The sequence below is a fragment of the Nonomuraea bangladeshensis genome (assembly GCF_039529455.1).
Lineage (GTDB): Bacteria > Actinomycetota > Actinomycetes > Streptosporangiales > Streptosporangiaceae > Nonomuraea > Nonomuraea bangladeshensis.
The window spans coordinates 1-20,798 of record NZ_BAAAMV010000008.1; the positions used below are offsets into that span (position 1 = coordinate 1).

The following is a 20,798-nucleotide window of genomic DNA, read 5'->3' on the forward strand; positions in this document are numbered from 1 at the left end:
GGGGCGCGCGCGGCGGCCCGGCGCGCGGCGGCCCGGCGCGCGGGGCGGGCCTGTGCGGGGCAGCCCTGTGCGGGGGCAGACCGGCGCGGGGGCAGACCGGCGCGGGGGCGGCGCGCGTGCTCAGCTCGTGGGTGGGCTGGCCGCGCGCCGCGCTTTCCTGGCGAGCAGCGTGATGAGGTAGCAGCCGCCGATCACCGTCGTCACCACGCCCACGGGCAGGGCGACCGGGGCGAGCAGGACCTGGGCGACCACATCGGCGGCCGGCAGCAGCACCGCGCCCGCCAGCGCCGCCGGGGCGAGCGCGACGCCGGCCGTGCCCGCCAGCAGCCGGCCGATCTGCGGCGCGGCCAGCGCGATGAACATGATCGGCCCGGCCGCCGCGGTCACCGTCGCCGTGCAGCCGACGCCGGCCAGCACGAGCAGCAGCCGCAGCGGGTTCAGCCGCACGCCGGAGGCGATCGCCTGCTCGTCGCCGAGCGCCGTCTGCCGCATCGCGGGCGAGAGCGCCGCCAGCAGCAGGGCGAGCGCGGCGATGACGGCGATCGGCACGGCGATCTCGTCCCAGTCCAGCCCGTTCAGCGAGCCCGAGCTCCAGCCGGTGGCGGCGATGGCCACGTCCAGGTCGGCGCGGAGCACGATCCAGGAGTTGAGCGCCGTCAGCATGGCGTTGACCGCGATCCCGACGACGATCAGGCGCAGCCCGCTCAGCCGCGTCCCGAGCGACAGCAGGTAGACGGCCGCCGCCGCCAGCAGGCCGCCCGCGACGGAGCTGCCCGCGAGCGTCCCGGCACCGCCGCCGAGCACGGTGATCGCGAACAGCGCGCCGGTGTAGGCACCGGCGTCCAGGCCGACGACGTCGGGGCTGCCGAGCGGGTTGCGGGTGAGGCTCTGGAAGACCGCCCCCGCCAGGCCGAGCGCCGCGCCGAACGCCAGCCCGGCGACGACCCTGGGCAGGCGCCACTCGCGTACCACGACGACCGAATCGCCGTAACCGGCCAGCGCGGCCAGCACCTCGCCGGGGGCGGTCCACGAGCCGCCGCCCAGGCAGAGGCCGAGCAGGCCGACGCCCAGGGCCGCGACCAGCAGCGCGCCGGACACCATCAGCGTCCTGCGGCCGGCACGGAAGGACCACGAGCCCACGCGCAGCACGACGGACCGGGCCAGGACGGGCGGAGCGGCGGTGGCCCGGCTCATGCGACTCCGCCTTCCGGTGGGCCGGCTCATGCGGCCACCCGCCCGCCGGTGGGCCGGCTCATGCGGCCACCCGCCCGCCGGTCAGCCGGCTCATGTCGCCACCCGCCTGCGCGCCCGTACCGCCCAGATGAGCGCGGGCGCGCCCGCGAAGGCCGTGACCACGGCCACCGGCACCTCGCCGGTCGGCAGCAGCACCCGCGCGGTGACGTCCGAGGCCAGCAGCAGCACCGGCCCCAGCACCATCGTGTACGCCATCAGCCACGGCACCGACCCACCGGCCGGCCGCCTGGCCAGGTGCGGCACCATGAGCCCGAGGAAGGCGATCGGCCCGGCGACCGCGGTGGCCGCCCCGGCCAGCAGGGTGACCAGCACCAGCACCGCCACCCGGGTGCGCACGACGTTCCCGCCGAGCGAGCGCGCGGCCTCGTCCCCCAGGGCCAGCGCGTTGAGCGGCCGGGCCACCAGGACGGCTCCGGCCAGCGCGAGCACGATCGTCGCGGTGGGGAGGGTGAGCGGCGCCTGCTCGTGCCCGGCCAGCGAGCCGATCGACCAGAACCGGTACCTGTCGAACACGTCGGGCAGCATCAGGCGCAGGCCGAGCGAGATCCCGGAGAGCACCGCGCTGAGCGCGACGCCGGTCAGCACCAGGCGCAGCGGCTCGGCCGAGCCGAGCGCGTACACGAGGACGGCGGTCAGCGCGGCGCCGAGCGAGGCCAGCGCGAGCTGCCCCGCCTGCCCGCCGGCCAGCCCCAGCAGGCCGCCGACGTTGATCGCGAAGCCGGCCCCGGAGGTGACCCCCAGGAGGCCGGGCTCGGCGAGCGCGTTGCGCGTGAGCGTCTGGACCAGCATGCCCGCGACGCCGAGCGCCGCGCCGACGCAGAGGCCGAGCAGCGTGCGCGGCCCGCGTACGTCATGCACGATCAGGTACGCCTCGCCGCCGTCGGCGCCGACGAGCGCCCGCCAGACGTCGGCCGGCGCGATCGCCCGCGCTCCCACGCAGACGCTCGCGACCAGCGCGGCCAGCAGCAACAGGACGAAGACGGCGAGAACGACCACCCGGCGCCGCGCCGCCTGGGCGGCCGGCCGGGCGGAAGAGCCGGTCCCCAGGACGCCCCGCCGCCCGGAAGAGTCAGTCCCTGGGGCGCCCCGCCGCCCGGAAGAGTCAGTCCCTGGGGCGCCCCGCCGCCCGGAAGAGTCAGTCCCTGGGGCGCCCCGCCGCCCGGAAGAGTCAGTCTTCAAGCCCGGCGACTCCGCGCTTCCAGTAGCCGGTGAACAGCGCGTCCAGCCGGCCGGTGCTCCAGGCGCGCAGCGGCTTGATGTCGCCCGCCTCCCCCGCCGCGAACAGGAACGCGGGCCCCTCCGGCAGCCGCAGCCCCCGTACGGTCTCGGCCAGCAGCGACCGCCCGCCCTCGCGGACGAGCCAGGTCACCTCCACGCCGGCGCGCTCGGCCAGCGGGTACGCGTGTTCGGCCGGATCGTCGGTCTCGATCACCAGGTGCGCGGAGACCCCGGACGGCGACTCCTCCAGCCAGCGCGCGGCCGCGGGCAGCGCGGTGGCGTCCACCGCGAACACCCAGTGCCGGTAGTGGTGCGGGAACGCCTTGGCCCCCGGCGGCCCGGCGATCGTCACCGGGTCGCCGACCGCGACGCGGGCCGCCCAGCCGGCCGCCACGCCGCCCTCGTGCAGGACGAGGTCCAGGTCCAGCTCCCGCGAGGCGGCGTCGTAGCGGCGCACGGTGTACTTGCGGGTGGTGGGATACGGCCTGGGCCAGTCCAGCTCCAGATGGTCGTTCGGGACCGGGGCGCGCAGGGTGCCGTCGGCGTCCGGGAAGACGATCTTCACGTGGTCGTCGGCCTGGTAAGTGTGGAAGCCGTCCAGCTCGGGGCCCGCCAGGGTGAGCCGGAGCATGCGCGGCGTGACGAGCTCGCGCCGGGCGACCGCCGCCGTACGGACGCCGATCGGGTAGCCGATCCTGGCCACCCCGGTGCCGCCGGCGTGGTGGGCGGCAACCCGGCCGCGCGGGTCGTGGCGCTCGATGTCCACGGCCCGGCTCACTGGGCGAGCAGCGGCGCGAACGCCTGGTCGATCGCGTCCAGGGTCTTCATGGCCGAGGAGTACGTGGCCGCCTCGCTGTAGCGGACCGGGAACGTCCGGCCCGCCTTGACCGCGGGCAGGCTCTTCCACAGCTTGGAGTCGAGGACGTACTGGACGGCCTCGTTCGGCTTGCCGTCGGCCTGCACGGTGTAGGTGATCGCGTCCGCCTCGCCGAGGCTCTCGTTCAGCTCCTCGATCGAGGGGTACTCGCTGACGTCCGCGGCGTTGCCGCCCTTCTTCTTGACCTCGCCGTAGTAGGTGACGCCGATGTCCGTGGCGATGTTGGTGCCCCAGGAGCCGGCGAACTCGCGCTGGAACGTTCCGCCGGCGATTTCGCCGTACGCGCCGACGTGGCCGAACTTCAGGTCCGCCAGCACGTCCTTGTACTTGGCGGTCAGCTCGCCGGCCTTCTTCTCGTAGGCGGCCTTGGCCTCGCCGAAGTTCACGGCGCGGCCGGCGGCGTCGCTCTGGCGCTGCGACAGCTCGCGCCACGCCGACGGGACGGTGGGGCCGATGGCGACGACGGGCGCGATGGACTTCAGCCGGTCCAGGTCGAGGTCTGCCATGGCGGGCGCAGGAACGCCGATGACGATGAGGTCGGGCTTGGCCTTGGCGATGGCCTCGTAGTTGGTCTCCGCCGCGGTCTCCCCGGCGATCTTCTCCAGCCTGTCGTAGGTCGCCCGGTCCTCGTCCGACATCAACGGCAGGCCGCGCTGCCAGGAGGAGATGCCGACCAGCGCGGCGTCGGCCTCGATGAGGGCGGGCACCGCGTAGCCCGTGGCGACGACCCGCTTGGGGTCGGCCGGGATGGTGACCTCGCCGTTGTCGGCGGCGAAGACGCGCGTGGCGGACCCGGCGCCCGCGGCGCTGTCGGCGGTGCTGTCGGCGGTGCTCTCACCGGATCCGGCTGAGCCGCAGCCGGCCGTCATCGCGAGCGTGAGTACGAGGGCTCCGGCGGCGCGCCGGAGGTGGACGTGGTGCATGGGGTTCCTTCAACTCCTAGAGATGAGGTTAGGCTACCCTTACCACTGGTTCCGCTGATGTCTCTGAGAGGCCAACCGATGTCGCCGAGACGCCAATCCGTCACCCTCGCCGACCCCGTGGGCACCGACCCGCTGTGGTGCGAGGAGTACGGCTACGGCCTCGGCCGACCGGACGGCATCCTCGTGCTCAAGTACCGCTCCGCGGCCGTGCTGGAGTTCAGCGAGGGCCGCCAGGACTTCCTGCACCAGCTCTACTGGTCCCCCGACGGCATGCTGGCGACCAGGTACGGCGCCCGCACCCAGTTCGTCGGGCCACGCGAGGCGTTCTGGGCGCACCGGGCCGTCACCCACGAGGTACGCGCCGCGGACCGGCAGAGCGTCTACCGCGTCTGCCTGCGCCAGGTGCCCGAGGCGCTCGCCGGCCTGCGGGCCGGCGCGGTCTCGATCGACCCGAAGGCGGCGCGGCTCGTCGAGGCCATCTGCCGACCCGGCCACGACGAGGGCGCCGCGCTCGCCGCCCGCGCCCGCATCATGGCCGGGCTCGGCGCGGGCGCCGCCGACTACGTCGGCCACCACGCCACCGGCACCGGCTTCGCGCTCACCGTGGCGCGGGCGCTCTCCCACGACCCTGGGGACGAGGCCGGGCTCGCCGAGTGGGCCGAACGGCTGCACATCAGCGTCAAGACGTTGCAGCGCGACTTCGAGCGGGAGTTCGGGATGCCGTACTCGAAGGTGCGGACCAAGCTGCGGCTCAGCACCTCGCGGGTGCTGCTGGAGACCCGGCCGGTCGCCGAGGTGGCGCACCGCGTGGGCTACTCCAGCCCGTCGGCGTTCATCTCGGCCTTCACCAAGGAGTACGGCTGCACGCCGGGCCGCTACGCCGACCGCCGCCCGACCATGGACGCCTGACCGCTTCAGTCCAGCGGTTCAGTCCAGCAGTTCAGTCCAGCAGTTCAGTCCAGCAAGGTGCGCTCCAGCACGTCGGTCACCCAGGAGGCCCACCGCTCCACGCCCCAGTCGCGGTCCACGACGAGCGCCCGGATCGCGGTGGTGGTGAACAGCGCCCAGACGACGTCCGCCGCCTCCGCCACGGTGATGCCATGCCTCAGGCCGGGGGCCAGGGCCTCGGCGATGGCGGTCATGTCGGTAAGGCGGCGCTCCTCGTAGGTCGCGAACACCTCCGCGATCTCAGGGTCGGCGGCGGCCGCGGTCTGGAAGGCGTGCATGACCGGCAGCGCGTACGGGATGCCCGCGACGAGGATCTCCCGCAGCCGCCGCAGGACCTCGCGGGGGTCGGACGCCTCCAGGACGCCGCGCATGCCCGGCCGCTCCAGCACCGTCTCCGGTCCCTCGTCGCCCGCCAGCGCCCGGTCCACCACCTTGAGCAGCAGCGACGCCTTGTTGCCCTGGGCGTAGACCGTCTCCACCGAGACGCCGGCCCGCGCCGCGATGTCCTTCATCGTGGTCGCGACGTAGCCCGTCTCGACGAAGCACCCGGTGGCCGCGTCGATCACCGCGGTACGCGTCCGCCGGGCCTGCTCCTCCCTGAGCGGCGATCGGTACCTTCTTGACGGCTCACGGTTTTTGGCTACAGTCATCTTGTATCCAATCCAGCTCGGCTGGGATAAACACTACCAAGGAGCCGCGATGACCGCGACCTCGGCCGAACGCCGCCACCCCTCCGACGCCGGCACCTCCCCCATGAGGCGGGAGGGAAGCGTGTCGCGGGTCATCGCCGCCGATCCCCTGCGGCTCTACCACTGGGTCTCCGACATCACGCGCACCCCCGAGTGGAGCCCCGAGACCCGGCGCTGCACGTGGACCGGCGACGTACGCACGGCCCGCGCCGGTGCCCGCTTCGCCGGGGTCAACCGCTTCGCGCTGCTGCGCTGGACCCGGCAGTGCGAGGTCGTCGTGGCCGAGCCCGGGCGCGAGTTCTCCTTCCGTACGCTGCCGGACGCCAAGGTGGCCGACTCGACGGTGTGGACCTTCCGCCTCGAACCGGCGCCGGGCGGGACGCGGGTGACGCACGCGTACGAGATGGTGGCCCACCTGACGCCCGGTCAGGAGCGGCTCGCGACGCTCCTCATCCCCCCGCACCGGGACCGGCGGCCGGACATGGCGCGCTCACTGGACCGCCTCGCCGACGCCGTCGAGGGACGCACCCACGCCCGGCAGGCCCGGCTCGGCCAGACGCACACGGCCGAGGGTCCGATCGACCTCACCGGCGTGTACGCCCTCCACCACGCCCTCCGCCGGGACCTCGACCTGCTGGCGCGCGCCGTGCCCGCCACGCCGCCCGCGGACGCCGAGGCGTGGGCGGCGCTGGCCCGGCGCTGGCATCTCTGCGCGGCCGTCCTGCGCCACCGTACGACCGGGGCCGACGCCGTCCTGCCGCTCCTGCTGGAACGTGCCGAGACCGCCGGCGACCCGGCGGCCCGCGAAGCGGCGGAACGGGCGCGGACCGAACGCGACCGCCTGACCCCGATGATCGACGCCTGCGCCGCGGCCTTCCACACCCTCACCTCCGAGCCGATCCCCGGGGCCGGGATCCGGGAGCGACTCGCCGCCGAGGTCGCCGGCCTTCGTGACGCGCTGGTCGACTTGCTGGCGTACGAGGAGAGCACCGTCCTGCCGCTCGTCCAGCGACACCTGTCGGTGGCCTCGTGGCAGGAGGCCGAGCAGGCGGCATGGCAGGCACTCGGCCGGCTCGGCCCCGACGTCACCCTGCCCCGACTCGCCCTGCCCTCGCTCGCCCTGCCCCGACTCGCCCTGCCCTCGCTCGTCCTGCCCTGGCTCGCCCAGGACACACCGCGCGACGAACTCGGCCACGTCCTCGCCCACACCGGCAGCCCCATCGCCCGCGTTCTCCTCGCTCTCACCCGGCGCCGCTTCGAGCGGGAGCACCACGTCGCCTTCCGGTGGCTGTGACGGACCGCCCCTCTCCAAATCCCTGTCAAACGACCGCGAAATCGCCCTATATGCGATATTTCGTCCCTATTTGCAAGCTAGCGTCGTGTTGAAGGGATCAGACCGTCAGAGGGAGGAACCATGGCCGGATATGGGTTCCGCGAAGGCGGAGGCTGCTGCCGCCGCCGCCGTTGGTGCGGTCGTCGCTGCCGCTACCGCAGACGGTGGTGGGGCGGCCCCTGGGGAGGGGACGACTGGGGTGGCTGGTGGTGGTGATCCATCCCCAGTGAGAGCAGCCGGCGAGAGCAGCCGGTGAAGACAGCGGGTCACGACGGCACGCGACAACCGCGCCCGTACCGGCATCGGTAGCGGCTGCGGTTCTCGCCCGACCTCACGGCCGATTCCCGTCCACACTCGGCCGTGGTCCGGCCAAGCCGCCGTGATCCGCCCTGTTGACCCCGGTCAGAAGGTGGCGATCGGGTTGACCGGGCTGCCGGACGTGCCGGCGAAGCGGACCGGCGCGACCGCGAGCTGGAAGTCCCACTGGCCGAGCTCGGCGGCCGTGCTCGCGCACGCCTCCAGGTCGCAGTTGTCGAGCATCCACAGCCCCATCGCGACGAGGCTCACGGCGTGAACCGGCATGAGCACGCCTTCGTACCCCGACGGCTGAACGTCCTGGGGCGTGTCGGCGCCGATCAGCGCGACCTCCCGTTCATGCAGCCACGGCAGGCAGGACGCGTGCCACCCGGCCTGCGTGAAACCGCCGGCCGGACCGTTCTCGTGCCGGTGGCGGCCGTAGCCGGTCCGCAGGAGCACCGCGTCGCCGGATCGCACCCGCACACCCTGACGACGCTCGGCCTCCTCGAGATCGTCGGGGAACACGCCCTCCCCCGGCTCCAGCCACGGCACCTCCCGCACGCTCGCGACGTCCAGCAGGACCCCACGCGTGACGATCCCGTTCGCCGCCGCCGTGACGGACGCCCACGCCGATCCCGTCGCGGCGTCGACCAGCTCGTGCGACCGCCCGTTGTACATCGCGCCGTCCCAGAAGATGTGGCACGGCGAGTCGAGGTGCGTGACGGTGTTGCCGTGGAAGGTGAGGCCGAGCCGCTCCGACGAGAAGCCCCAGTGCCGGTCGTTGCGGAACGTGGACGACGGCATGTTCTCGGCGCCCGGCATGTCGGCGGCGCACGGGCACGCCGTCGTCGACCGCTCCATCTCTTCCGGTACGGCGACCTCCCAGGCGCACGACACGCTCCTGCCGTGACGAACGGCTCGCGCCGCCGCCAGCCGGACTTCGTCGGTGATGTGGTTCAGAGTGCCGAGCTCGTCGTCGTCGCCCCACCGGCCCCAGTTCGACAGGGTGTCGAAGTATCCGAGCACGTCGTCCTGCGTAGGCATCGTTCGCTCTGCCGTCATCCCAGCATCGACTCCTTCAGTCACGCGGTTCGAAGCACGGCGGGCAGGTCATCCCGCCTCACCAACTGCGAGGGATCGGTCCGACCGCGCGAGATGTGACCGTACGGCTGCGCCCGATCTCCGTGGCCCGCCATCGTGGAGGTCATGCACGACGACCCACTGCCCACCACCGACGCCCCACCCCCCGCACCCAAGCCACAGGATCCGCCCGAGTCAGCAGACCCACCCGATCCCGACCCCGAACCCGTCCCCGAACCCAAGGCCGAGCTTGAGCCCGACCTCGGGCTTAGACCCGACCCCAATCCCGACTCTGATCCCGGCCTCGGAACCGAGCCCCACCCCGGCCTCGGAACCGAGCCCGCCCCCAGACCCGAGCCTGTCCCCCACCCCGAGCCGCTGCACGTCCGTGACCTGTTCACCTGGTGCGAGTCGAACCCCCCGGGCCGCTGACCGGGCCTCCCGGCCTCCTCCGGGGTCACCCCTCACACCGCGTGCACCGGCCGGGCTTCCTCGGAGCCCTCCGCGTCGCCCGTACGGGCGGGAAGCAGCAGGGCGGTGCCCACGACGGCCACCGACAGCACCGCGCCGATGACGAACGCCAGCCGCATGCCGTCGAGTTGGGCCAGCGCCTCGGGGACCCCCGCCTCCCGCAGCGAGCCGGCCCGCGCGCTCATGACGGTGATCACCAGCGCGGTGCCGAACGCCGCCGCGACCTGCTGCAGCGTGCTGAGGATCGAGCTGCCGTGGGAGTAGAGCCGCGGCGGCACCGCCCCGAGCGCGAGGGTGAACACGGGGGTGAAGGTGGCGGCCAGGCTGACCATGAGCAGCGCGTGCAGGCCGAGGATCTGCCAGTAGGGCGTGGTCATCGACACCTGGGTGAGCCCGGCGAGCGTGAGCATGATCCCGACCGCGCCCGGGACGACCAGTACCCGGCCGCCGAACCGGTCGAACAGCCGCCCGACGGTCGGCCCGAGCAGCCCCATCGCGAGCCCGCCCGGCATCACCAGCAGCCCGGTCTCCAGGGCGTTGAGCCCGCGCAGGCTCTGCAGGTAGAGGGGCAGCAGGATCATGGAGCCGAGCATCGCCATGAAGGCGATCGACATCAGGATCAGCGCGACGGTGTAGGTGCGCTGGCGCAGGGTGCGCAGGTCCAGCAGCGGCACGCCGTGCTTCTGCAGCCACAGCTGGCGGAAGACGAAGACGGCGATGGTGACCAGGCCGGCCGCCACGATCGCCGCGGCGAAGGCGGGGTCGCCGCCCTCGAACCGGCTGAGGCCGTAGACCAGGCCGCCGAACCCGGCCGCCGCGGTGACGACGCTGAACCAGTCGATGCTGCTCACCTCGGTCTCCCCGACGTCCTGGAGCCGCTTCAGCCCGCCCCAGGTGATGACGGCGGCGATGGGGAGCACCACGGCGAACAGTAGCCGCCAGGAACCGAACTGCAGGATCACCCCGGAGACCGCCGGCCCCATGGCGGGCGCGACCGACATGGCGAGGCTGACGTTGCCCATCACCCGGCCCCGGTCCTCCTCGGGGACCACCCGCATCAGCGTGGTCATCAGCAGCGGCATCATCACGGCCGTCCCCGCCGCCTGGACGATGCGGGCGCCCAGCAGCACCTCGAACGTCGGCGCAACGGCGGCCAGCGCCGTGCCGGTCAGGAACAGGCCCATCGCGGTGGCGTAGGCGTGGCGGGTGGTGACCCGCTGCAGGAACCAGCCGGTGGCGGGGATGACCGCGGCCATGGTGAGCATGAAGGCGGTCGAGAGCCACTGCGCGGTCTGCTCGGTGATGGCGAGGGCGCTCATCAGCCGGGGGATCGCGTTGATCATGATGGTCTCGTTGAGCACGACCACGAACGTGGCGAGCACCAGGAGCCGGATCACCGCCGGCGTGCCGCCAGTGGACTTGGCTCGGGAGTGGGGCTGTCGGCCGGACACGGCACCTCGTTCAGGGTCGTCGGACGGAACGTGCTCACGGCCGGCGTCGCGGCCCTCGATCGCGCAAGCGGAATTCGTTGTCATGCACAGAATGACAGCCGCCACCGACAGAACTCATCGGTGGCGGCCGGCCAAAACCGTAGGGTGTCAGTGACCGCCGGTCGGCTCCCCGGACAGGGCGCCGCGCATGCGGGCGCTGGGCTGGTTGAGCCCGACGATCCGCACGCTCTTGCCACGGGCGGCGCACTCGGCCTCGACGGCGTCCAGCGCGGCGACGGAGGAGGCTACCAGGGCGGCCGGCGAGCCGACGACCACGCCCACCGCCAGGTTGTGGGTGACGACCACGACGGCGACGGTGATGACCATGACGCCGATCTCGCCCGCGGGCATGCGCCTGAGCAGAACGTGACCGCCCGCCGGCGCTGTTCCGGCGCGCCGGTCAAGAGGTCTCCAGCGACCCGCCGCGCGGGCTCAGCAAGCCTTCGATGAGGTCGGCGGCCCGCGTGGTGCCGCCCTCGGCCCGCACCTCGGCCTGGAGCCGCGCCGAGCGGCGGCCGACCTCGGGGTCGGAGACGAGCTCGCGCAGGGCGGTGCGAAGGGCCTCCGCCGTGGCGTCCTCGGTGTCGATCCGGCGGGCGACGCCGAGCTCCACGAGCCGGTCGGCGTTCTGGAACTGCTCGGCGGCCTGCGGCACGGCGATCATGGGCACGCCCGCCAGCAGCCCTTCGCCGCAGCCGCCCATCCCCGCGTGGGTGACGAACGCGTCCGCCTGCTCCAGGATCGCCCGCTGGGGGACCCACGGGTGGACCTCGACGTTGGCGGGGATGTCGCCCAGCTCGCCGGGGTCGGTGTGGCGGCCGATCTGCAGGACGACGTGCCAGCCCGGCAGGTCGCCGAAGGCGGCCAGGCACTGGCGGTAGAACTCCGGCCGGCGGGTGTAGGCAGAGCCGAGGGAGATCAGCAGGACGTTCGCGGCGCCCGCGGGGCGGCTCCACGCGTCCTTGTCCTCGCTCAGGTCGAAGCAGGGGCCGACGAAGGTCACCCGGCGGCGATCGACCCGGTCGGCGTGCGGCTGCATGGCGTACGGGATGAGGGCGAGGGCCCGTTCGGGGCGGCTGGAGAAGGCGTCCACGTCGGTGGTGGTCGCGCCGCAGCCGGCCAGCCAGCCGGCGAACCTCTCCCGGTAGGCGGCGGCGCCCGGCAGCTCCCAGAGGTGCGCGGCCACCTCCTGGTCGTAGCCGTCCCAGCCCACGATCGTCGGCGAGAGCTGCAGGAGGGGGCGGCCCTGCGCCTCGGCGAGCGCGCGGGCGGCATAGGCGCCGATGTCGTACAGGTAGAGGTCGGCGGGGTCGTCGTCGTAGACGGCCCGGAGCTGCGGCAGGGCCTGGACGGCGTCGTCCAGGAAGAGGCTCATCGCGGCGATGGGGTCGTCGGGCCAGAGGTTGTCGGCGACCGGCAGCGTGGACGAGCACGGCACCAGCTCCGCGCCGGCCCCGGTGACCAGGTCGCGGACCGCGGGGTCGTTGGCGTAGGTCACCCGGTGACCGCGGGCGGCCAGCTCGCGGATGATGTCCAGGCTCGGCAGGACGTGGCTGACGGCGGGAATGCCGATCATGGCGATGTGGGCGCGGGAGATGTGGGCGCGGGACACGTGGGAGTCCTTCGGTTCGGTTCTGGGGACGCGACGGTGGTCAGGAGCGGCCGACGGCCGGCGCGACCGCTTCGAGCTCGGCGACGGTGCCCGACATGATCGTGCGCACGTGCCGGGTGATGTGCTCGACCGGCCAGTCCCACCAGGCGACGGCGAGCAGCCGGGCCACGTCCTCGTCGCTGTGGCGGACGCGGATGAGCCGGGCCGGGTTGCCGCCGACGATGCCGTAGTCGGGGACGTCCGAGGTGACCACGGAGCCCGCGCCGATGATCGCGCCGTGGCCGATGCGCACGCCGGGCAGCACCGTCGCGCCCCGGCCGAACCAGACGTCGTTGCCGACGACCGTGTCACCGCGGCCGGGCAGGCCGGTGAGCAGGTCGAAGTGCTCGGCCCACGAGCCGCCCATGGTGGGGAACGGGAACGTGGAGGGGCCGTCCATGCGGTGGTTGGCGCCGTTCATGATGAAGCGCACCCCGGTGCCCAGCGCGCAGAACCTGCCGATGACCAGCTTCTCCGGCCCGTAGTGGTAGAGCACGTTGCGGGTCTCGAACGCGGTCGGGTCGTCCGGGTCGTCATAGTACGAGAACTCCCCCACCTCGATCAGCGGGGACGTCACCAGCGGCCGGAGCAGCACCACCCGCGGCTGCCCCGGCATGGGGTGCAGGACGTCGGGGTCGGCGGGGACGAGCGGTTGCATCGGCCATTCCTTCACCATTAATGCGACAACTTATACATTAGGATGGTGTCATGACCTCGTCCGCAGGGCAAACGGATTCAGGGGAGACGCCCGCCCCCGCCCGTCAGGTGCGCCGCCGCCCGGGCGGCCGGACCAGCCGCACCCGCGCCCGGGTGCTCGACGCGGTGCGGGCCGAGCTGGGCGAACGCGGTTACGACGCACTCACCCTGGACGCCGTCGCGGCCCGCGCGGGCGTGCACCGCGCCACGGTGTACCGGCGCTGGCGGGACGTCGGCGGTCTGCTCGCGGATCTGCTCGCGGCCACCGGCGACGACGACTGGCAGCCCCGGGACACCGGCTCCCTGCTGGGCGACCTGACGGCGCTCAACGAGGAGAACCAGGAGGCGCTGACCGCACGGCCGTCGGTCGCGGCCGCCCTGCTCGCCGCCTCGTTCCGGTCCGAGGAGGCCGAACGCGGCCTGCTGCGGCTCTGGACGGACCGCTACACCCGCTGCGAGGTGATCGTGGCCCGCGCGGTGGCGCGGGGCGAACTGCCACCGGACACCGACGCGCGGCGGCTGCTCGTCGCCGCCACCGCGCCGCTCTACCACCAGCTCATGCTGCTCCGTACGCCACCCGACCCCGAGCTGCCCGCCCAGGCGGCCAGGACCGCCGTCCTCGCCGCGTCCGCCGGCGCCTTCACCGGCGCCGGCGAGGCGGTCAGCTGACCGCGAAGAGCAGGGCCGCGCAGATCAGGACGACCACGGCGGTCGCGAAGTGGATGCCGAACGCCGCGGCCTTCGTCCCGCCGTTGCGCAGCACGATCAGGGTGTCGCCGAACGGCACCAGCGCCACGACCAGCATGAACCATGCCTCGGCGGTGGGCCCCGCGAAGGCCAGCAGCGCCAGGCCGATCAGGCCGCAGACCCCGTCGCGCACCCCCTTGACGGCCAGGTACGCCCGGTCGCCGCCGGCCTTGGCCGGCACGCCGTAGGCGGCCGCCGCGGCCTGCGGGACGAGCAGGAAACGGGCGCCGATGAACAGGATCATCAGGTTGAGCACGACGGCCAGGCCGTAGGCGAGGTAGGTGAGCATCTTCGTCTCCAGGGGAATCTAGCAGCGCTAGGAACAAGAATCACGCTAGCAGAGCACTGACAATTCAGCTAGCGATGCTAGATTCTGAAGCATGACAATCCAGTCGCGCCGGGAGCGTGAACGCGCGGAACGCGAGAAGCTGATCATCACGGCCGCCCGCGAGCTCGCCGAGACCGAGGGATGGGAAGCGGTGACCACCCGGCGGCTCGCCGACCGGGTGGAGTACAGCCAGCCGGTGCTCTACAGCCACTTCAAGGGCAAGGACGCCATCATGGCGGCCGTCGCGGTGGAGGGCTTCGCCGAGCTGGCCGGCGAGCTGCGCGCCGCGCGCACGGCGGCGCGCGACGAGACCGGCGCCCTGGAGGGGGTCGGGCAGGCGTACGTCGCCTTCGCCGAGCGGCGGCCCGCGCTCTACGACGCGATGTTCCGGCGCGGCGTGGACCTGCCGTTCGCCACCCCGCAGGTCCCGCCCGCGCTCGCGGCGAGCTTCCAGGAGCTCGTCGAGGCCGTCCGGCCGCACGCCGGCGACGACGACCTCGCCCTGCTGGCCGAGACGTACTGGGCCGCCCTGCACGGCCTGGTGACGCTCACGCTCGGCGGCCGGCTGCCCCGCGAGCCGCACGAGCGCAGGCTGGCGCTGCTGCTGGCCCGGTTCACCGCCGGGAGAGGCTGAGGCCGGGCCAGGCGAGGTGGTCCACGGCCAGGAACGGCTCCGCGGCGAGGGCCGACGGCGTCGCCCCCGTGAACGCCATGACCTCGCGGCGCAGGTGCGACTGGTCGGCGTAGCCGCCCTCCGCCGCCACCCGGGCCGCGCCCTCCCCCGCCACCAGGCGATGGGCGGCGCGGTCGAAGCGGACCAGCTTCGCGGCGCGCTTGGGCGGCAGGCCGAGCTGCGCGCGGAACCGGGACCACAGACGTTTGCGGCTCCACCCGACCTCGCCGGCCAGCCCCTCGACCCGGACCAGGCCGCGGCCTGCGACGATCCGCCGCCAGACCCAGGCCACCTCCGGATCCACCGGCGGCCCCGCCCGGTGCCGCCGGAGCCGAACCCCGGCCCGGCGGCGACGTTCCCGACCGGCCGCGGCCCGGCGGCGTGGTCCAGGACGGGCGTCCCGTCGCCGAACCCGACGAGCAGCGTCACGGCGGGACGCGGCACCATCCGGATCGTCCGCAGGTCCGGGATGCGGAACCCGGCCATGGTGACGCCGGCGACCCCGCTGGGCCGGAACGGGCACGCCACGCCCCACGCGGCGGCGCCGTGCACGAAAGTCCGTACGCTCCGATGCCAGGTCCCGATGCCGGCGGAAGAGGCCGGGAACATTCGTCCCCCGCTGCTGACCGGCCGCGACTACCTGGAGGAGCTCCGCAGGGCCGAGCGGGTTTGTCCCGCGACGCTGAGGGCATGGTGGTGTGCCCGACCGAGGGAACGTACGTTCGAGGAGATGAGCACATGAGCCACGGACCGGTGGAGAAGGACCCGGAGGAGTGGACGACCGGCGACGAGCCCATGACCGGGCCGCAGGAGTCCTACCTGCGCACCCTCGCCCGTGAGGCGGGCAAGGAGGTGCCGGAAGGGCTCAGCAAGGCCGACGCGTCCCGGATGATCGACGAGCTCCAGCAGGACAGCGAGCGTCTGCGCGCGTCCGACGCGCCTTCCCGGGATTCGAAACCGCGCCGCACGACATGAGCGCCTCGCCGGGTGTCCGGCGAGGTCACGACTCCGCTTCACCCGCTGTTCTTCCGCGGACGCGAGAGTAACCTCGCGTCCAGCGCCGGCATCCGCGCCGGCGTCCGGCGAGGAAGGGTGATCGCGTGTCCCAGCCCGGCGGACCCCCGGCTCCGGGACGGACTCCCGCGTGGCGTTACGCCGTCGGGATGTTCGGCACCTCGATCCCGATCAACATGATCAAGGGGTCGATGATCCTCTTCTACGTGGACATCCTCGGGCTGGACGTCCGCGCGTACGGGGTGGTCATGGTGGTCTACGCGGTCATCGACGCGCTCGACAACCCCGTGCTCGGCCACCTCTCCGACCGCACCAGGACCCGGTTCGGCCGGCGCCGGCCGTGGCTGCTCGTCGGTGCGCCGCTGCTGACCGCCTGCATGATCGCGTTCTTCTCCGCGCCGTCCTCGCTGGAGGGCATGGGCCTGCTGATCTGGTTCGCGGTGTTCGCGATCCTGTGCGAGGCGTTCGACTCGATGCTCAACGCCAACTACGGCGCGCTGCTGCCCGAGCTGTATCCGCGCGAGCGCGACCGCGCGGTGGCGAACGGCCTGCGGCAGGGCTTCCAGCTCGTGGCGCTGGTGATCTCGCTCGCGGTCACCCCCGTGCTGACGACCCAGGTGTTCGGCACCGAGGACTCCACCGAGGGCTTCCGCACCACGGCGGTCATCTACGGCGTGGTGGCGCTCGCCGTGATCGTGTTCATGGCGCTCGGCGCCCGGGAGAACCCCCGCTACTCCACCCGCGAGCAGCCGATGCTGCTGCGCAGCGTGTGGTCCATCGTGCGCAACCGGCTGTTCTGGACAGTCGGGCTCACCGGCGCCTGCTACGGCATCGCCATGGCGCTCGTCCTCGCGGGCATCCAGCTGTACGTCCGCTACTCGCTCGGCCTGCCGGTCGGCAACGCGCTCTACCTCCAGGGCGTCGTCATCCTCGTCACGGCGGCCGGCCTGGTGGCCTGGACGCGGGTCGTGGCCCGGCGCGGCGCGCTGTGGGCCTGGCGGGTCGCCTTCGTGGTCCTCGCGGCCGGGTTCGCGGCGCTGTTCTTCGCGGGCGACCTGGTCACCGCCATCGCGGCCGGCGTGGTCGTCGGCGCGGGCTGGTCGGGGATGCTCGCGACGAACGACCTCATCGTCGCGCGGGTGCTGGACGCCGACGCGGCGCGTAACGGCGAGCACCGCGAGGGGCTGTTCCTGTCCGCGTTCGGCTTCTTCGGGCGGCTCAACGGGGTCGTGACCGGGCTCGCGCTCACGTCGCTCGGCGTGTTCTTCGGCTACAACTCCGGCGACGACCCCGGCGGCGATCCCGGGCTGGCGTTCCGGGTCTATCTGTGCGTGTACCCGTTCGCGTTGACGGCGATCGGGGCGGTGGCCGCGCGGTTCGTCTCGGTGCCGGTCGCGACGCCCCCCGAGGCGGCCGTACCGGAGGATCCGCCGCCCGCGGACCCGGCCGGCGAGCCCGCCGTGGAGCGTCCCCGATGAGCCGCCGCCTGGTGATCACCGCCGACGACCTCGGCAGGGAGCCCGGCTCGACCGAGGTCATCATGGGCCTGCTCGCCGAGGGTCACGTCAGCGCGACGACGCTCATCTGCCTGTCGCCGTCCGCGGCCCACGCCGCCGAACGGGTCCGCGCGCTCGGTGTCGTGCCGCGCGTGCACGTCACGCTGACGAGCGAGCGCGGGGTCCCGCCCTGGCGGCCGCTCACCGGCGGCGCGAGCCTCACCGGCCCGGACGGGGCGCTGTTCGACGACCCGTTCGCGCTCGGCGCCCGGGGCGAGGCAGGGGACGTCGAGCGGGAGGCGGAGGCGCAGCTCGGCTGGCTGCGCGAGCGCGGTCTCGCGCCGGAGGCGGCCGACTCCCACGCCGGCACCCTGTACGGCCTGCACGGCAGGTCGTGGCTGGCCGAGACCCTGCGCTGGTGCGCCCGGCACGGCCTCGCGTTCCGGCTGCCAAGGGACCCGGAGCCGTACATGGGCGGGCCGCTCCCGCCGGAGCTCGCGGCGGCGCACGGGCAGGCCGTCGCCCTCGCGGACGCGCTGGGCGTGGCCCTTCCCGAGACGATCGCCACGAACCGCAGCACGGCGGCCGAGCTGGGCGGCTACGAGCGGCTGCGCGAGGACTACCTGCGCCGGCTCGCGGCGCTGCCCGAGGGCACGAGCGAGCTGTTCCTGCATCCGTCCAGCGAGGAGGCGGTCGCGGGCCCGGACGGCGTCGTACGGTCCTGGGAGGCCCGGCTGCTGCGCGACCCCGTCTGGCACGACGCGCTGAAGAGCGAGGACATCGAGGTCGTCGGCGGCTGGTGGCCGCCCCGCCCCTGACCGGCGGCGGGAATCAGGGCAGCAGGATGATCTTGCCGCCGGTGGCGGTGCCGGCCTCGGCGCGGCGGTGGACGGCGGCCAGTTCCGTCAGCGGGAGCCGTTCGGCGACGTCCACGGCGAGCCGGCCCTCCTCCGCCAGCGCGGCGAGAGCGGCCAGGTGGGCGGCGTCGTTGCGGGCCACGAAGCGGATCGCCGTGACGCCGGGCGGCGCCTCGACCGGCACGGTGGCCGAGACCAGCACGCCCCCGGGCCGCACCAGCCGGGCCAGACCGGCCCCGTCGGCGGGGTCGAGCGGGACCAGGTTGATCAGCGCGTCGAGACCTCCTGGCAGCGGGTCCGTCCGGTGGTCCACGACCTCGTCCGCGCCGCAGGCCCGCGCCCGCGCCGCGCTGCGCGCGCTCCCGGCCGTGGCGATCACGGTGGCCCCGGCCAGCTTGGCGAGCTGCACGGCGAACCCGCCCACCCCGCCGCCGGCCCCGTTGACCAGCACCCGCTGCCCCGGCCCGATCCCGGCGTGCTCGTGGACGGCCTGCCACGCCGTCAGCCCGGCCACCGGGATCGCGGCGGCGTCGGCGAGGGCCACGCCGTGCGGCGCGCGGACGAGCACGCGGGCGGGGGCGAGCGCGTACGAGGCCGCCGCGCCCCCGTCCAGCCGGCCGACCACCTCGTCGCCCACGCGCGGCCGGCCGACCCCGGGGCCGGTCTCGACGACGGTCCCGGCGACGTCCCAGCCGAGCACGTACGGCAGCGGCAGCCCGGCGAACTCCGGCACCGCCGCCGCGAGCAGCCCGGAGCGCAGCCCGGCCTCGGACGGGTTGAACGAGGTGCCCGCCACCTTGATCAGCACCTCGCCCGGCCCCGGCGCGGGGATCGGGACCTCGTCGTGGCGGATGACGGAGGGGTCGCCGTAGGCGTGGAGGCGCGCGGCCCGCATGGTGGCGCGGAAGCGGTGGGCGTGCTCGTCCGCCCAGGCGCGGAAGGAGCGGGCGCCGGGGCGCGGGGTCACCGGCCACGGGGAGTCCACCAGCTCGGCGCGCGCCCGCAGCACGCCGTCCGCCACCTCGGCCGGCCACCCGGCCGCGACCAGGCGGCGGCGGCCCTCCTCCGGAGGCCGTTCCTCCCAGCGGGCCGGGCGGCCGGCCGCCTCGCCGACGATGCGCACCTGCTCGGCCTGCGTCAGCGTCTCCGGCCCGGTCAGCTCGTGCACGACCCCTGCGGGCCCGCGCCCGGTGAGCGCGTCGGCGGCCACCTCGGCGAGGTCGCGCTCATGGATGGGGGGCGCGGCCGACTTCCCGTACGGCTCGGCGACCACGCCCTCGGCCAGGAACCGCGGATCGGCCGCCCAGCGCAGGGCGGCGCCGGCGAACTGGTGCGGGCGCAGGATCACCCACTCCAGCCCGGAGCGCCGGACCATCCGCTCGATCTCGCGCTCGGCCGGGCGGCGGGCGGCCGAGGAGAGGTACACGACGCGGCGGGCGTGCCGGGCGAGCACGTCGAGCACCGCGCCGAACCCGTCGGCCGTGCCGAACGGCCACAGCAGGAAGGCCGCAGTGACGCCCTCGACGGCGGCGGCGAACGAGGCGGGGTCGGTGAGGTCGCCGCGCACCGGTTCGACGCGCGGCGGGAGTACGGCGGCGGGGTCGCGGACCAGGGCGAGGACGCGCGGCCCCGCGGGGTCGGCGGCCAGCTCGGTCACGAGGGCGCGGCCGACCGTGCCCGTGGCCCCCGTGACGAGGATCTTGGTTGACATGACTGCCACGCTAGGGCGGCGGCGCGAGACGACCAATGTCCTGGAATCCGGGAAACATACGCGTTCGTCGGTAGGGTGGCCGGATGGACGTGCTCAGCGACGTGATCGCCCTCATGCGCACCGGCCGGCCGAACACCGCGCGCATCGCCTGGCACGGCACCTGGGGGCGGCGTTTCCCGTCGGTGCCGGGGGCGGCCGGGTTCCAGGTGATTCTCAAGGGGGCATGCTGGCTCATCCCGCCGGAGAGCGACCCCGGCGCCGCGCCGCTGCCGCTGTCCGCCGGTGACGTCGTGTTCTTCCCGCACGGCGAGCCGTACGGGCTGGCCGACTCCCCCGGCACCCCGCTGGCCGTCACCGGCTGCGATCCCCTCGCCGAGCAGCCGGCCCTGTTCGCCACCGACACCGTCGGCAGCGGCCCCACGGGCGTGGTCACGCTGTGCGGCGGCTACCGGCTCGATCCCCGGCACGCGCACCCGCTCCTGCACGACCTGCCCGGCCTGATCCACATCCCCGGACCGCGGGGCGACGCCGCCCCGGCGGCGGCCGGGCTGCACGCCCTCGTCGAGGTGCTGGGGCGGGAGATGGACCAGCCGCGGCTCGGCACGGACACCGTCATCCCCGCGCTGCTCGACACGCTCCTGCTGTTCATCCTGCGGGCCTGGCTGGAGGAGCGGCCCACCGGGGACGACGCCACCGGCTGGGCGGCGGCGCTGACGGATCCGCCGGTCAGCGCCGCGCTGCGCGCCATGCACCGCGAGCCGGAGCGGCCGTGGACGGTCGAGTCGCTGGGGCGCGCGGCCGGGATGTCGCGGGCGGCGTTCTCGGCCCGGTTCACGGCGCTGGTGGGACGGCCGCCGCTGACGTACCTGACCTGGTGGCGCATGACGACCGCGGCCCGGCAGCTGCGGGAGAGCGACCTCGGGCTGGCGCAGATCGCCGCCGGGGTCGGCTACAGCTCGGAGTTCGCCTTCGGCACGGCCTTCAAGCGCGCGTACGGCACCGCCCCCGGCCGCTACCGCCGGGCCGCGCAGGGCGGCTGACTCCC

21 protein-coding genes are annotated in these 20,798 nt (G+C 74.2%); 8 read left to right on the plus strand and 13 right to left on the minus strand.

From position 1 onward, the window contains the following. Positions 1-120: 120 nt before the first annotated feature. From ABD292_RS26100 to ABD292_RS26115, 4 genes are all read right to left on the minus strand, one after another. Complete coding sequence (locus ABD292_RS26100) at positions 121-1,194, minus strand: FecCD family ABC transporter permease (protein ID WP_344211670.1); 1,074 nt, start codon at positions 1,192-1,194, stop codon at positions 121-123. A 90-nt stretch (positions 1,195-1,284) separates the two neighbouring features. Further along, a complete protein-coding gene (locus ABD292_RS26105; protein ID WP_344211672.1) occupies positions 1,285-2,250 on the minus strand; it encodes a FecCD family ABC transporter permease in 966 nt (321 codons plus the stop codon). Positions 2,251-2,422: 172 nt separating this feature from the next. Continuing rightward, positions 2,423-3,238, minus strand: coding sequence for a siderophore-interacting protein (locus ABD292_RS26110; RefSeq protein WP_344211674.1), 816 nt, complete (start codon positions 3,236-3,238; stop codon positions 2,423-2,425). A gap of 8 nt (positions 3,239-3,246) precedes the next feature. Then, entirely contained in the window at positions 3,247-4,272 is a 1,026-nt protein-coding gene (locus ABD292_RS26115) for an ABC transporter substrate-binding protein (RefSeq protein WP_344211676.1), read from the minus strand. Between the two features lie 78 nt (positions 4,273-4,350). Here ABD292_RS26115 and ABD292_RS26120 point away from each other — a divergent pair, with 78 nt between their 5' ends. Further along, the gene (locus ABD292_RS26120) at positions 4,351-5,181 is read left to right on the plus strand and encodes a helix-turn-helix transcriptional regulator (protein ID WP_344211678.1); all 831 of its coding nucleotides are present in this window, start codon (positions 4,351-4,353) and stop codon (positions 5,179-5,181) included. 44 nt (positions 5,182-5,225) lie between these two features. On the opposite strand, the gene ABD292_RS26125 is transcribed toward ABD292_RS26120, so the two are convergent. Next, the gene (locus tag ABD292_RS26125; RefSeq protein WP_344211680.1) at positions 5,226-5,870 is read right to left on the minus strand and encodes a TetR/AcrR family transcriptional regulator; all 645 of its coding nucleotides are present in this window, start codon (positions 5,868-5,870) and stop codon (positions 5,226-5,228) included. Between the two features lie 49 nt (positions 5,871-5,919). Between ABD292_RS26125 and ABD292_RS26130 the strand changes: the two genes are divergently transcribed. After that, positions 5,920-7,203, plus strand: a complete 1,284-nt coding sequence (locus ABD292_RS26130; RefSeq protein WP_344211682.1) for an SRPBCC family protein — start codon at positions 5,920-5,922, stop codon at positions 7,201-7,203. A 441-nt stretch (positions 7,204-7,644) separates the two neighbouring features. Here ABD292_RS26130 and ABD292_RS26135 read toward each other — a convergent pair whose 3' ends face one another. The 5 genes from ABD292_RS26135 to ABD292_RS26155 form a co-directional block, all read right to left on the minus strand. Continuing rightward, positions 7,645-8,601 carry a cyclase family protein gene (locus ABD292_RS26135; protein WP_344211684.1) on the minus strand — a complete coding sequence of 319 codons (957 nt, stop codon included), beginning with the start codon at positions 8,599-8,601 and terminating at the stop codon, positions 7,645-7,647. A gap of 482 nt (positions 8,602-9,083) precedes the next feature. Further along, positions 9,084-10,541, minus strand: a complete 1,458-nt coding sequence (locus tag ABD292_RS26140; protein ID WP_344211686.1) for an MDR family MFS transporter — start codon at positions 10,539-10,541, stop codon at positions 9,084-9,086. Positions 10,542-10,688: 147 nt separating this feature from the next. After that, positions 10,689-10,931 carry a hypothetical protein gene (locus ABD292_RS26145; RefSeq protein ID WP_344211688.1) on the minus strand — a complete coding sequence of 81 codons (243 nt, stop codon included), beginning with the start codon at positions 10,929-10,931 and terminating at the stop codon, positions 10,689-10,691. A 49-nt stretch (positions 10,932-10,980) separates the two neighbouring features. Continuing rightward, entirely contained in the window at positions 10,981-12,156 is a 1,176-nt protein-coding gene (locus ABD292_RS26150; RefSeq protein WP_344212795.1) for a macrolide family glycosyltransferase, read from the minus strand. A gap of 76 nt (positions 12,157-12,232) precedes the next feature. After that, positions 12,233-12,889, minus strand: a complete 657-nt coding sequence (locus ABD292_RS26155; RefSeq protein ID WP_344211690.1) for a CatB-related O-acetyltransferase — start codon at positions 12,887-12,889, stop codon at positions 12,233-12,235. A 50-nt stretch (positions 12,890-12,939) separates the two neighbouring features. Between ABD292_RS26155 and ABD292_RS26160 the strand changes: the two genes are divergently transcribed. Beyond that, positions 12,940-13,596 carry a TetR/AcrR family transcriptional regulator gene (locus ABD292_RS26160; protein ID WP_344211692.1) on the plus strand — a complete coding sequence of 219 codons (657 nt, stop codon included), beginning with the start codon at positions 12,940-12,942 and terminating at the stop codon, positions 13,594-13,596. Here ABD292_RS26160 and ABD292_RS26165 read toward each other — a convergent pair. Then, positions 13,589-13,963, minus strand: coding sequence for a DUF4267 domain-containing protein (locus tag ABD292_RS26165; protein ID WP_344211694.1), 375 nt, complete (start codon positions 13,961-13,963; stop codon positions 13,589-13,591). The genes ABD292_RS26160 and ABD292_RS26165 overlap by 8 nt on opposite strands. Positions 13,964-14,054: 91 nt before the next feature. On the opposite strand from ABD292_RS26165, the gene ABD292_RS26170 reads away from it, so the two are divergent. Beyond that, a complete protein-coding gene (locus tag ABD292_RS26170) occupies positions 14,055-14,636 on the plus strand; it encodes a TetR/AcrR family transcriptional regulator (RefSeq protein WP_344211696.1) in 582 nt (193 codons plus the stop codon). On the opposite strand, the gene ABD292_RS26175 is transcribed toward ABD292_RS26170, so the two are convergent. After that, positions 14,617-14,967: a helix-turn-helix domain-containing protein gene (locus ABD292_RS26175; protein ID WP_344211698.1), complete on the minus strand. Its 351-nt coding sequence runs from the start codon at positions 14,965-14,967 to the stop codon at positions 14,617-14,619. The two genes, ABD292_RS26170 and ABD292_RS26175, sit on opposite strands and share 20 nt — an antisense overlap. A 446-nt stretch (positions 14,968-15,413) precedes the next feature. Between ABD292_RS26175 and ABD292_RS26180 the strand changes: the two genes are divergently transcribed. From ABD292_RS26180 to ABD292_RS26190, 3 genes are all read left to right on the plus strand, one after another. After that, positions 15,414-15,650 (plus strand): DUF3072 domain-containing protein, encoded by a 237-nt coding sequence (locus ABD292_RS26180; RefSeq protein ID WP_344211700.1) that lies wholly within the window; start codon positions 15,414-15,416, stop codon positions 15,648-15,650. A 125-nt stretch (positions 15,651-15,775) separates the two neighbouring features. After that, positions 15,776-17,167, plus strand: coding sequence for an MFS transporter (locus ABD292_RS26185; protein ID WP_344211702.1), 1,392 nt, complete (start codon positions 15,776-15,778; stop codon positions 17,165-17,167). Beyond that, on the plus strand, positions 17,164-18,003 hold the full coding sequence (locus ABD292_RS26190) for a carbohydrate deacetylase (RefSeq protein WP_344211704.1): 840 nt from the start codon (positions 17,164-17,166) through the stop codon (positions 18,001-18,003). Before ABD292_RS26185 ends, ABD292_RS26190 begins: the two co-directional genes overlap by 4 nt. A gap of 13 nt (positions 18,004-18,016) precedes the next feature. On the opposite strand, the gene ABD292_RS26195 is transcribed toward ABD292_RS26190, so the two are convergent. Continuing rightward, the gene (locus ABD292_RS26195; protein WP_344211706.1) at positions 18,017-19,753 is read right to left on the minus strand and encodes an NAD(P)H-binding protein; all 1,737 of its coding nucleotides are present in this window, start codon (positions 19,751-19,753) and stop codon (positions 18,017-18,019) included. A gap of 83 nt (positions 19,754-19,836) precedes the next feature. Here ABD292_RS26195 and ABD292_RS26200 point away from each other — a divergent pair, with 83 nt between their 5' ends. Further along, on the plus strand, positions 19,837-20,793 hold the full coding sequence (locus ABD292_RS26200; RefSeq protein WP_344211708.1) for an AraC family transcriptional regulator: 957 nt from the start codon (positions 19,837-19,839) through the stop codon (positions 20,791-20,793). Positions 20,794-20,798 lie beyond the last annotated feature (5 nt).

Bases quoted from the DNA above. Each gene is read 5' to 3' on its own strand.
- ABD292_RS26100 (WP_344211670.1), bottom strand. From the start codon at position 1,194: ATGAGCCGGGCCACCGCCGCTCCGCCCGTCCTGGCCCGGTCCGTCGTG.
- ABD292_RS26115 (WP_344211676.1), bottom strand. From the start codon at position 4,272: ATGCACCACGTCCACCTCCGGCGCGCCGCCGGAGCCCTCGTACTCACG.
- ABD292_RS26120 (WP_344211678.1), top strand. From the start codon at position 4,351: ATGTCGCCGAGACGCCAATCCGTCACCCTCGCCGACCCCGTGGGCACC.
- ABD292_RS26125 (WP_344211680.1), bottom strand. From the start codon at position 5,870: ATGACTGTAGCCAAAAACCGTGAGCCGTCAAGAAGGTACCGATCGCCG.
- ABD292_RS26130 (WP_344211682.1), top strand. From the start codon at position 5,920: ATGACCGCGACCTCGGCCGAACGCCGCCACCCCTCCGACGCCGGCACC.
- ABD292_RS26135 (WP_344211684.1), bottom strand. From the start codon at position 8,601: ATGACGGCAGAGCGAACGATGCCTACGCAGGACGACGTGCTCGGATAC.
- ABD292_RS26145 (WP_344211688.1), bottom strand. From the start codon at position 10,931: ATGCCCGCGGGCGAGATCGGCGTCATGGTCATCACCGTCGCCGTCGTG.
- ABD292_RS26150 (WP_344212795.1), bottom strand. From the start codon at position 12,156: ATGATCGGCATTCCCGCCGTCAGCCACGTCCTGCCGAGCCTGGACATC.
- ABD292_RS26155 (WP_344211690.1), bottom strand. From the start codon at position 12,889: ATGCAACCGCTCGTCCCCGCCGACCCCGACGTCCTGCACCCCATGCCG.
- ABD292_RS26160 (WP_344211692.1), top strand. From the start codon at position 12,940: ATGACCTCGTCCGCAGGGCAAACGGATTCAGGGGAGACGCCCGCCCCC.
- ABD292_RS26165 (WP_344211694.1), bottom strand. From the start codon at position 13,963: ATGCTCACCTACCTCGCCTACGGCCTGGCCGTCGTGCTCAACCTGATG.
- ABD292_RS26170 (WP_344211696.1), top strand. From the start codon at position 14,055: ATGACAATCCAGTCGCGCCGGGAGCGTGAACGCGCGGAACGCGAGAAG.
- ABD292_RS26180 (WP_344211700.1), top strand. From the start codon at position 15,414: ATGAGCCACGGACCGGTGGAGAAGGACCCGGAGGAGTGGACGACCGGC.
- ABD292_RS26190 (WP_344211704.1), top strand. From the start codon at position 17,164: ATGAGCCGCCGCCTGGTGATCACCGCCGACGACCTCGGCAGGGAGCCC.
- ABD292_RS26195 (WP_344211706.1), bottom strand. From the start codon at position 19,753: ATGTCAACCAAGATCCTCGTCACGGGGGCCACGGGCACGGTCGGCCGC.
- ABD292_RS26200 (WP_344211708.1), top strand. From the start codon at position 19,837: ATGGACGTGCTCAGCGACGTGATCGCCCTCATGCGCACCGGCCGGCCG.